9 protein-coding genes are annotated in these 10,100 nt (G+C 71.2%); 5 read left to right on the top strand and 4 right to left on the bottom strand.

Going from position 1 to position 10,100, the window contains the following annotated elements; genetic code table 11:
• Positions 1–75: 75 nt before the first annotated feature.
• The 4 genes from ACLJQM_RS24345 to ACLJQM_RS24360 all read left to right on the top strand — a co-directional run bounded on the left by ACLJQM_RS24345 (position 76) and on the right by ACLJQM_RS24360 (position 4,210).
• The gene (locus ACLJQM_RS24345; protein ID WP_410632880.1) at positions 76–1,329 is read left to right on the top strand and encodes a class I SAM-dependent methyltransferase; all 1,254 of its coding nucleotides are present in this window, start codon (positions 76–78) and stop codon (positions 1,327–1,329) included.
• 96 nt (positions 1,330–1,425) lie between these two features.
• Complete coding sequence (locus ACLJQM_RS24350) at positions 1,426–2,628, top strand: LCP family protein (RefSeq protein ID WP_247011413.1); 1,203 nt, start codon at positions 1,426–1,428, stop codon at positions 2,626–2,628.
• Positions 2,629–3,488: 860 nt separating this feature from the next.
• Positions 3,489–4,019, top strand: a complete 531-nt coding sequence (locus ACLJQM_RS24355) for a GNAT family N-acetyltransferase (RefSeq protein WP_410632881.1) — start codon at positions 3,489–3,491, stop codon at positions 4,017–4,019.
• Positions 4,016–4,210: a hypothetical protein gene (locus ACLJQM_RS24360; RefSeq protein WP_247011411.1), complete on the top strand. Its 195-nt coding sequence runs from the start codon at positions 4,016–4,018 to the stop codon at positions 4,208–4,210. Before ACLJQM_RS24355 ends, ACLJQM_RS24360 begins: the two co-directional genes overlap by 4 nt.
• Before the next feature lie 4 nt (positions 4,211–4,214).
• Here ACLJQM_RS24360 and ACLJQM_RS24365 read toward each other — a convergent pair whose 3' ends face one another.
• From ACLJQM_RS24365 to ACLJQM_RS24380, 4 genes are all read right to left on the bottom strand, one after another.
• Positions 4,215–4,676, bottom strand: a complete 462-nt coding sequence (locus tag ACLJQM_RS24365; protein ID WP_247011409.1) for a peroxiredoxin — start codon at positions 4,674–4,676, stop codon at positions 4,215–4,217.
• 75 nt (positions 4,677–4,751) lie between these two features.
• Positions 4,752–6,566: a diguanylate cyclase domain-containing protein gene (locus ACLJQM_RS24370; protein ID WP_360773545.1), complete on the bottom strand. Its 1,815-nt coding sequence runs from the start codon at positions 6,564–6,566 to the stop codon at positions 4,752–4,754.
• A 237-nt stretch (positions 6,567–6,803) separates the two neighbouring features.
• On the bottom strand, positions 6,804–8,264 hold the full coding sequence (locus ACLJQM_RS24375; RefSeq protein WP_410632882.1) for a cytochrome P450: 1,461 nt from the start codon (positions 8,262–8,264) through the stop codon (positions 6,804–6,806).
• 17 nt (positions 8,265–8,281) lie between these two features.
• Complete coding sequence (locus tag ACLJQM_RS24380) at positions 8,282–9,256, bottom strand: AraC family transcriptional regulator (protein ID WP_410632883.1); 975 nt, start codon at positions 9,254–9,256, stop codon at positions 8,282–8,284.
• A gap of 74 nt (positions 9,257–9,330) precedes the next feature.
• Between ACLJQM_RS24380 and ACLJQM_RS24385 the strand changes: the two genes are divergently transcribed.
• Positions 9,331–9,735, top strand: a complete 405-nt coding sequence (locus ACLJQM_RS24385) for a pyridoxamine 5'-phosphate oxidase family protein (protein WP_410632884.1) — start codon at positions 9,331–9,333, stop codon at positions 9,733–9,735.
• The last annotated feature ends 365 nt before the right edge of the window (positions 9,736–10,100 follow it).

Consider the following 10,100-nt stretch of genomic DNA (forward strand, 5'->3'; position numbering starts at 1 on the left):
GGGCATTCGGCGAAGCGCCCTGCGGGGTGCGCGATTAAGATCGATCACCGGCGATGCCGGCCGGAGGGAGCGACCGTGACGACTTCGAGCGTTGACCGGGTATCGGCGGAGGACGTGCCTGAGGAGTCCCGCTGGCCGGGCCTGGCCAGCCCGCCGCACTCACCGGTGCGCGCGCGCATCGCCGCCGCGCTGTTCCGCCGCGCGGTCCGCCCGCTCGACGTGCGGGTGACGTTCCCGGACGGCACGGTGCTCGGCGCCGGCGGCCCGGGTTCACCCGAAATGCGGATTCTGCGCCCCGAATCCTTCTTCCACCGCCTCGGCGCCGACGCCAAGATCGGCTTCGGCGAGTCCTACATGGCCGGTGACTGGACCGCGTCCGACCTGGCCGAGGTGCTGACGCCGTTCGCCGAGCGGATGGGCACCCTGGTCCCGCCGGCGCTGCAGAAGTTCCGGCGGATCGCCGAGCGCACGCAGCCGCCGTCGGAGGAGAACAGCCTCGAAGGCGCGCGGGCCAACATCCACCGGCACTACGACCTGTCGAACGACCTGTTCGGGGCCTTCCTCGACGGGTCGATGATGTACTCCTCGGCGCTGTTCGGCCCCGGCGACGACCTCACCGCGGCCCAGCACCGCAAGATCGACAGCGTCCTCGACTACGCGGGTGTCCGCGACGGCAGCGAAGTCCTCGAAATCGGTACCGGATGGGGTGAACTCGCCATCCGCGCCGCCGCCCGCGGCGCGCGCGTGACGTCACTGACCATCTCGGAAGAACAACGCGCGCTGGCGACCGAGCGGATCGCTGCGGCCGGGTTCTCCGACCGCGTCGAGGTGAAGCTGTGCGACTACCGGGAGTCGAGCGGCCAGTACGACGCCGTGGTCAGCGTCGAGATGATCGAGGCCGTCGGCGCGTCCTACTGGCCGGCGTTCTACGAGACGATCGGCGAGCGGCTGCGCCCCGGCGGGCGCTTCGGCCTGCAGGCCATCACCATGGACCACGACCGGATGCTGGCGTCGTCGCGCGCCTACACCTGGATCCACAAGTACATCTTCCCGGGCGGCATCATCCCGTCGGTGCGCTCGATCGAGGAGGGCGTCAAGGCGAACACCCGGCTCAAGCTGGCCGGGATGCGCGAGTTCGGCCAGGACTACGCGCGCACGTTACGGTTGTGGCGCGAACGGTTCCTGCACCGCTGGACCGACATCGCCGGGTTCGGGTTCGACGACGTCTTCCGCCGGATGTGGGAGTTCTACCTGGCCTATTCGGAGGCCGGGTTCCGCTCCGGGTACCTCAAGGTCCACCAGTTCGGCTACGAGGCGACCGGCGAGTAGCCCCGCGTCGCAACCCGACCCCGGTGCCGGACGTCCTCCTAGCGGACGTGTGCGGTGTACTGACGAAGACAGGTTTGTCCGGATCGGGATTGGGTGATGGCGATGACGTACCGAGGCGACGACGGCGGGCGCCGGATGCCGCCGCCCCGGCCGCCCGCCGGGCGCTCCCGGGAGCACCAGCGCGCGCAGATGATGCCGCTGCCCGGGCGTGGCCGGAGCCCGTACGACGAGCGCACCCGCCCGATGGGGGAGCCCGAGCCCCAGTACGCGCCGCCCCCGCCGCCGCGCCGCGAGCCCCCGCGCCCGGCCGACGACTACCCGCCGTCCCGCCCGCCGCGGCGGCGCCGGTGGAGCTTCGGCAAGGTCCTGGGCACGCTGGTGCTGGTCTTCGTCGTCTTCCTCGCCGGCATCTGGGTCTACCTGGAGTTCTCGATCAAGCGCGTCGACGCGCTCGCCGACTACTCCGGCCGCCCGGTCGCCGAGTCCGGCACCAACTGGCTGATCGTCGGCTCGGACAGCCGCGAAGGCCTCACGGCCGAGGACGAGGAGCGGCTGGCCACCGGCGACGTCGCCGCGGCGGGCGGCGGGCAGCGCACCGACACGATCATGGTCGCGCACATCCCGGACAACGACACGAAGCCGACGCTGCTGTCGCTGCCGCGCGACTCCCAGGTGAAGATCCCGGGCCACGGCACGAACAAGATCAACGCGGCCTTCTCCCTCGGCGGCCCGAAGCTGCTCGCGCAGACCGTCGAAGGCGCCACCGGCCTGCACCTCGACCACTACGCGGAGATCGGCTTCGGCGGCTTCGCCAAGATCGTCGACGCGATCGGCGGCGTCGACATGTGCATCGACAAGGACATGAACGACACGATGACCGGCATCAGCATCAAGGCCGGCTGCCAGTCCCTCGACGGCCGCTCCGCGCTGGGCTTCGTCCGCATGCGCCACAGCGACGCGACCCCGCGCTCGGACCTCGACCGCGTCGCCAACCAGCGCAAGTTCATCGGCGCGCTGGTCAGCCAGATCGCGAGCCCGGGCACGCTGCTCAACCCGTTCGACTTCTTCCCCCTGCTGTCCTCGGCCCCGGACGCGCTGACGATGGATTCGAGCGACCACGTCCACAACCTGGCGGGCCTGGCGATCGCGATGCGCGGCATCTCTTCGGGCGGCGTGGTGACGACGACGGTGCCGGTCACGAGCGGGTCGGCGGAGAACTGGGACAAGAACAAGTCGAAGCAGCTGTTCGACGCGCTGAAGAACGACTCGGCGGTGCCGGACAGCGTCATCGTCAACTGAGCCGTCCGGCTTCTGGTTCGGCGGGACCCGCACCGGCTGTTGCGCGGGTGCAGGCCCCGCCGCCGCTTTGCCGGCTTCGAGCGTTCGTCATCGTGGCAAGGGGAGGCGAAGCTCCGACCGCACGGCGTCCGCGAAGAGGAAGCGCGGGACATCGCGATCCCGTGCGCGTCGCCCAGCGCGCACCCCATTGCGATCCCAGCGCAATTCTCGTAGTAGCGGAACGTGAAGGCCGGGCAGTCCGAGATCAACAGTTCGAGTCCGGCGGGAGCCCGCCAGATTTCCCAACGAGGCGCGGGCCGGCCTTCCGGTCTTCTGAAGCTCCGAACAGTCGTCGAACGATTCCTCGAGAAGTGTTCGCAAAGCTCAGGGGATCGGGTGTCGAGACCGTGTCTTGCTCGGAACTCCCTGCTCGGCAAGTCTTCGTGCCGATACGGTGCTTCCTGGCAGACGACCTGCGCTCTCTTCGGCGCTTCGCTGGTGAACCTCGAGGTAGCGTGGGCTGCGGACCAAGTGGAGCGCTATGCCATCTTTGATGGCCTCTGCGTGAGGGGCCGTCGGCGTCGGATCGCTGTCCGGCGCTTCGTCTGCCGGGCGCAGCGAATTTCTTGAGTACTACCCGCGAAACGACGTGCTGGTCCGATATTGGCGGGTCGGCATCTACTGCCAGGCTTCCGATCTGGTTGCGAAGATCGCCCTCCGTCGGCGGGAAGTGCCATTTGGCCGTTGCGCCGGTCTACGTCGATGCGCCAGTCGATTTCCGGCCGTCGCCGGGTGGTGTGAGGGCGCCACGCGCTCCGCAGGCAGGGGCCGAGCCGGAAATTCACGCGCGCTCGATCCTCGGCCGGGGCACCATGGGAGCCATGGAGACCCCGGCCGAGAAGTACCACGTGGACGAATTCACCTTGGCCCGCTGGCAGTTCGCCGACGGGCCGGAGCTCACCGCGGTCGTCGGCGGGTCCCTCGCGCGCATCGGGGCGTGGATGATCTGGGCGAGTGACGGCTACACGGCCGATGACTCCGCCGAGTTCTTGCGGCGCACCAGGGAAAACTGGGAGACCGGCGAAACCCACGACTTCGCGATCCGCGTCGGCGGTGCGATCGCGGGCGCCATCGGCACGATGGCCCGGGACGGCGGCGTCGAGATCGGCTACTGGCTCGCGGACGGCTACACCGGCCGCGGCCTGATCACCCGGGCCGCCGGTTTCCTGACGGCGGAAGCGTTCCGGCTCGGCGCGGGCTACGTCGAGATCAAGCACGACGAGCTGAACGTCCGAAGTGGAGCGGTGCCCGAGCGCCTCGGGTTCACCAAGGTGCGCGAGGAACCCGTCGAGAAGCCGCTCGCTCCGTCGTGCGCGGGCACCAACCACGTCTGGCGGAGGGAGAGGCCGTGAACTGGGGATATGTGAGCGATCGGTGGCTGTGCGAGCGCCGCGAGGTCGCGAGCCGGGCCGAGCGGCGCGGGAACCGGGCCGACGCCCACGAGTACGCGCTCCGGCGGCGCCGGCGCGACCGGCCGCGGGGGTGGCCGGCGGCCGGTGTCCGCCGGCCGCCGGGCTGGCCGCCGCGCGGGTGGCGCCGCTGACCGCTCAGGAAACCTTGTTGCGCTCCCGCAGCACCTTGAGCGCCTGGTCGGCGTGGACCGTGAAGTTCAGCTCGCTCTTGATCTTCTCGAGCACCTTCCGGTCCTCGCCGATCACGAACGTGGCGCGCTTGGCGTGCAGCGGCAGGAGTTTCCGCCAGACGCCGAACTGCTTCGCGACCTCGCCGTCCACATCGGACAGCAGCGGGTAGTCGAAGCCGTTGGCTTCGGAGAACTGCCGCTGCTTGGTGACGCCGTCCGGGCTGATCCCGATCCGGTGCGCGCCCACCTCGGCGAACTCGGCGGCGAGGTCGCGGAAGTGGCAGCTCTCGGCGGTGCAGCCCCCGGTCATGGCGGCGGGGTAGAAGAACAGCACGACCGGCCCGGTGGCCAGGAAGTCCGACAGCGTGCGGTCGGCCCCCCGGTCATCGGGCAGCGTGAAGTCGGGGGCGAGGTCTCCGGCGTCCATGGACGTCCTTTCGTCGGCGGCACAACCATCCTGCCGGTACTTCGGAGCCGGCCCGCCATCGGCTTGGTCGCCGGCTCAGCCCGGGTGCCGCGCGATCAGCTCGTCGACCTCGTCGCCCGTCGCCGAATCCGTCACGAACGGGCCCCTCGCCGCCAGGACGCCCAGCTGCCGCAGCCGGGCCGCCTGCTCGTGCGTGCGGACGCCCTCCGCGCCGACGCGCAGCTCCAGCTCGCGGGCGCGGGTGATCAGCTGGGTCAGGTGGCGGACGTCCGCCTCCGCCGGCTCCGGGGCGTCGAGCGCGTCGATCACCGGGCCGGACAGGATCACGTGGCGGATCGGGAGGTCGTGCTGGGGGATCAGCTCCAGGTCCGCCGAGCCCGAAATCGTCAGGACCAGCTGGGCGCCGAGGTCGGACAGCACCGCGAACGACTCCAGGACCTCGCCGCCCGGGTCGAGGACCGAGTCGCGGTCGGTGCACAGGCGCAGGGCCTTCGCCGGCAGCTCGTGCTTGTCCAGCTGCTCCTTCACCAGCAGGACCAGGTCCGGGTCGATGGCCAGGCGCGCCGGGAGGCGGACGCAGACGTCGGGCGCCGCCTCGCCGAAGCGGGTGCGCCAGCGGGCCGTCGCCGCCAGGGACTCGGCCAGGAGCCAGCGGCCGAGCGGCACCGTCATGCCCGTCGTCTGGGCCAGCGGGTAGAACTCGTCGGAGCTCAGCTCGCCCTTCTCCGGGTGGTTCCACCGCAGCCCGGCGTTGACGGCGGCCAGCTCGGCCGGGCGGGCGAGCCGGACCGTCGGCTGGTAGACGAGCGAGAACTCGCCGTTCTCCAGCGCGCCCGCGATCACCGCACCGAGCTGGTAGCGGCCGCGGTCGCGGGCGTCCAGCTCCGGGTCGAACAGCATCCACTGCGCCTTGCCGGCCTCCTTGGCGCGGTGCAGCGCGATTTCCGCCGCCCGCAGCAGCTCCGCCGCGCCGCCCTCGACGGCCGCGCGCACCACGATGCCCGCGCTCGCGCTGACGCCGATGCCGTGCCCGCCCAGGTAGATCGGCTCGTTGAGGTCCTCCAGCGCGCGCTCGACCAGCTCGACGACCTCGGTGGCCGAGAGCTCGCCGCGCAGCAGCACCGCGAAGCCGTCGCCGGACAGCCGCGCGACGAAGCCGTCGTGGTGGCCGGTGAAGACCGCCGACAGCTTGCCCGCCACCCCGCGCAGCACCTGGTCGCCGACGCCGGCGCCGAGGCCGTCGTTGATCACCTTGAAGCCGTCGACGTCGAGGTAGATCAGCGCGATGTCGTCGTGCGCGCCGGCGCCGAGCGCCGCTTCCAGCGTGGTGGTGAACGACGACGCGTTCGGCAGCCCGGTCAGCGGGTCGTGCACGTTCTGGTGCAGCAGCCGTTCCTGCAGCAGGTGCAGCTCGTTCGCGTCGGAGACCATCAGCACCGGGTACACCGACCCCGGCCGGTCGCCGGGCAGCCGGGCGAGCGTGACGTCGGTCCAGAGCTGCCCGTCCTCGGCGTGGTCGAGCAGCATCCGCTCCTGGTACCGCTCGCGCGCGGTGCGCACATGCTCGAGCCCGGCCTTGAGCCGCGAGACGTCGTGGTCGGTCGAGCCGAGGTCGGTGAGGTGCTTGCCGCGCAGCTTCTCCGGTGAGCAGCCGAGCAGCTGGCCGAGCGCGAGGTTGGCCTCCACGATGTCGCCGTCCGGGTCGGCCAGCGCGATCCCCATCGGTGACGCGGCGTAGAGCGCGGAGAACCGCTGCAGCGCGCCGTCGTGGCGCGAGCCGGCGTGGTCGGCCGCCTCGGTCGCGACCTCGAGCAGGAGGGGTTCGAGCTCCTCCGGGGGAAGTGTTACTCCTTTGGTGTCGGCCAACGTCGCCGCCCACCGGCGGGCCACGTCCAGCAGTCCTGGCGCGGCTCCGGGTTCAGGCACACTCCACCTCTTCACGCACAGGTCAGGCCAGTTCAGACGGGGTGTCGGCGGGCATGGGGAAACACTGGGTACCCCTCGCCCGCGACCGATGCCACGCCATCATGCGGGTCACGGGGTGTCTACCGGCTGAACGAGTGAACGAGTGTCCACATGAGGTGACATCTTGTCACGGCCTGTATGCCGTGGTAGACGGTGATCGCGTCAGCGAGGCGTAAGCCGGACCGGCAGACCGTCGGCCGGGACCGGCAACGAGACGTAATCCCACTTCGCGGTGTAACTCTCCGGAACCGACCAGCGGTAGGCGCGCAGCATTTCGTGCATCAGCAACTTCACCTCGAGCCCGCCGAAGTGGAGCCCGATGCACTTGTGCGCGCCGCCGCCGAAGGGCATCCACGCCATCCGGTGCGACTTGTCCTCGCGGCGCGGCTCGGCGAACCGCTCGGGGTCGAACTCGAAGGGGTTCGTCCAGCACTCCGGCGTGAAGTGGTTGATCGTGGGCGAGACGCCGACCAGCGTGCCCGCCGGAATGTAGTGCCCGAGCACCTCGGTGTCCTTGACGGTCTGGCGGGTCAGCGACGGCACCGGCGCGACCAGCCGCAGCGCCTCCTTCATGACCAGGTCGAGCGTCTCCAGCTTGTCGACGGCGTCGATGTCGAGGACGTCGTCGCCCAGCGCGAGGGACTCCGCGCGGGCGCGCTCCTGCCACTCCGGGTGCTTGGCCAGGTAGTACGCCATGGCGCTGCTGGTGATGGTCGTCGTGTCGTGCGCGGCCATCATCAGGAAGATCATGTGGTTGACGATGTCGGTGTCGCTGAACCGGTCGCCGTCCTCGGTGGTGGCGTGGCAGAGCGCGGAGAACAGGTCGTCGCCGTCGGAAGCCCGCTTGGCCGGGAGGTTCTCGCCGAAGTAGCGCTCGAGGACGCGCCGCCCGTGCAGGCCGGCCGCCCAGCGCCCGCCCGGCACCGGGAAGCGCACGAACGCGGTGCCGGCGCGCACGGAGTCGACGAACGCGCGGTTGATCCGGTGCGCGTCGGCGCCGCTGCGCATGCCCATGAACACGCGCGTCGCGACGTCGAGGGTCAGCTGCTTGAGCGACCAGTACAGCCGCGGCCGCCCGTTCGACTCCCAGCTCGCGACGCCTTCGCGCAGCGCGGGGCCCATCTCGTTGACGTAGCCGGTCAGCCGCTGCCGGGTGAAGGCCTCCTGCATGATCCGGCGGTGCAGGTGGTGCTCGCCGAAGTCCATCAGCATCAGGCCGCGCTCGAAGAACTTCTCGATGAAGAACTTCCAGCCCTCCTGCGAGAACGCCTTGTCCTTGTTGACGAGCGCGATCTGCGTGGCTTCCGGCCCGGACAGCGCGACGATCCGCCGCCCGAAGCCGGCGGTCCACGACACCGGGCCGTAGAGCTCGTGGCGGCGGAGGCCGAACGCGGGGCCGAAGCGCATCATCTCGAGCATGTGCCCGACCACCGGCGGGCCTTCGTCGCCGAGCACGGGCTTGAGGCCGCTGCCCGCGGGCGGTGCCGCGAGTTCCTTGACCGGCCAGCGCGACCGCAGCCAGCGCTCGTCGACCCCGCGGGGGAGGGGGAGCGCCGTCAAGGGCGGCACGCGTTCACGCAGTGCTTCGGCGGCTCGGCTCACGGTGCCCGGCAAAGTGACCATCTCCCCGCTGAGATCGGCTACCCCTCCACGATGCACCCTTGTTGACGGTCTGACAACACCTGGGTCGCCGTCTTTTCGGGTGGTCGGTGCTTCCGGAACCCGCTCGGGTTGACCCCGCGGACGCGCTTGAAGGCGGCGCTGAACGCGAAGGGGTCGGCGTACCCGACTTCGCGCGCGACCGTCGCCACGCTGGCGCCGTCGAGGAGGCGGTCGGCGGCGAGCGTCATCCGGCGGCGGGTGAGGTAGGTCAGCGGCGGTTCGCCCACGAGGTCGGCGAAGCGCTTGGCGAGCGTCGACCGCGACACGCCGGCCCGGCCGGCCAGCGCGCCCACCGTCCACGGCGCCGCGGGCTCGTCGTGCAGCAGCCGCAGCGCGTGGCCGACGACGGGGTCGCGCTGGGCGGTCCACCAGGCCGGGGGCTCGCCGCCGGGCCGGTCGAACCACTCGCGCAGCGTGCAGACGAGCATCCAGTCGAGCAGCCGGTCGAGGACGACCTGCTGCCCCGGCGTGTCGGCGGCGACTTCGGCGGCGAGGTGGTCGAGCACGGCGTCCCCGGTGCCCCCGCCGGCCACGCGCAGCACGACGGGCAGGGCGTCCAGCAGCGGGCGGCTGAGCTCCCCGCCGACGGGGTAGGCCCCGACGATCAGGGTCGTGGCGCCGGTCCCGGGGTCGTACCACCCCCGCCGGTGCCGGGTCCCGCCCTGGTCCGGTTCGGCGCAGAATTCCCCGCAGGCAACGGTTTCGGCGCGGGTGCCGGGGTCATCGACGAACCGGAAGGTCCCGGGCCCGCGCACGACGACGGTCTCGTAGGCACGCAGCGGCACCGGCGGGCCGTCTTCGGGCACGATCCAGCCCGCGCCGTCGAGGACGGTGCAGAGGGTGAGCGGCGCCCCGTCGACGAAGTGCAGCGACCAGGGCGGGGAGAGGGCGGAGCTGCCGAAGAGCGAGCCGTGCGCCCGCACGTCGCGGAAGAGGTCACCCAGAACGTCCATGCTTGGACGATCGCACAGGTAGTCCGGTTTTTCACCCATGGGATCGTCCGAGCCGGGCGGGTTGAATCAGGGGCATGGACACCTTGACCCCTTCGGACCTCGAGTTCCTCCACCGCCCGCTGCACGGTTTTCTGACGGTGGCGGGAGGACAGCCGCGCCCGGTCTGGTTCGAGGCCACGGCGGAGGGCACGCTGCAGTTGTTTTCGGAGCCGGACGCGCCCAAGGTCCGCCGCCTCCACCGCGACCCGCACGCGTCGATCGTGGTGGCGGCCCCGGTGGGCGAGCGCGAACGCTGGATTTCGGTCTCGGGCGGGGTTTCGTTCGAGACCGACGGCGCCCACGACCTCGCGGAGCGCCTGGCGGCCCGCTACTGGGACCTGTCCGACCCTGCCCGGGCGGCGGACCTGAAGGAGATCCTGGCCGCGGAGCAGCTCCGGCTGGTGCTGCACCCGGAGCAGGTGCGCCGCTACGAGTACTGACCCCGGAAGGGCCGAAATCGCGGTTTTCGGGAGCTGTTCCCACGTTTCTTCCCACGCGGAGCCGTTCCGGCCCGGCCGGCGGAGACCGCTCCCCGTCGCGTCGCGGGTCGCAGGAGCTTTCTCCGCCGGGCCGCGTGGGAAATGTTCCCCGACCGGCTCCGCGGCCAGGCGACCGCCCGAGCCCCTGACCTGCGGCTGGCCCGTCCACCGCGGGGTCCGGCTCACGACCTGCCCGTAAGCCACCTTGAGGAACGCGAAGTCCGCCGCGGTCTTCCAGGCGGCTCCGGACCTCTGGGCACTGGTTCGGCGACGCCCGCGCAAGGCCTGGTCGAGCGCGGCCGTCTCGGGTGGCTGGCTCAGCCGCG

The organism is Amycolatopsis sp. cmx-4-83, from assembly GCF_046548815.1.
Lineage (GTDB): Bacteria > Actinomycetota > Actinomycetes > Mycobacteriales > Pseudonocardiaceae > Amycolatopsis > Amycolatopsis pretoriensis_A.

Excerpts from the sequence above, each read along its gene's own strand:
- ACLJQM_RS24350 (WP_247011413.1), top strand. The coding sequence starts at position 1,426 with ATGGCGATGACGTACCGAGGCGACGACGGCGGGCGCCGGATGCCGCCG.
- ACLJQM_RS24365 (WP_247011409.1), bottom strand. The coding sequence starts at position 4,676 with ATGGACGCCGGAGACCTCGCCCCCGACTTCACGCTGCCCGATGACCGG.
- ACLJQM_RS24375 (WP_410632882.1), bottom strand. The coding sequence starts at position 8,264 with ATGGTCACTTTGCCGGGCACCGTGAGCCGAGCCGCCGAAGCACTGCGT.
- ACLJQM_RS24385 (WP_410632884.1), top strand. The coding sequence starts at position 9,331 with ATGGACACCTTGACCCCTTCGGACCTCGAGTTCCTCCACCGCCCGCTG.
- ACLJQM_RS24380 (WP_410632883.1), bottom strand. The coding sequence starts at position 9,256 with ATGGACGTTCTGGGTGACCTCTTCCGCGACGTGCGGGCGCACGGCTCG.
- ACLJQM_RS24355 (WP_410632881.1), top strand. The coding sequence starts at position 3,489 with ATGGAGACCCCGGCCGAGAAGTACCACGTGGACGAATTCACCTTGGCC.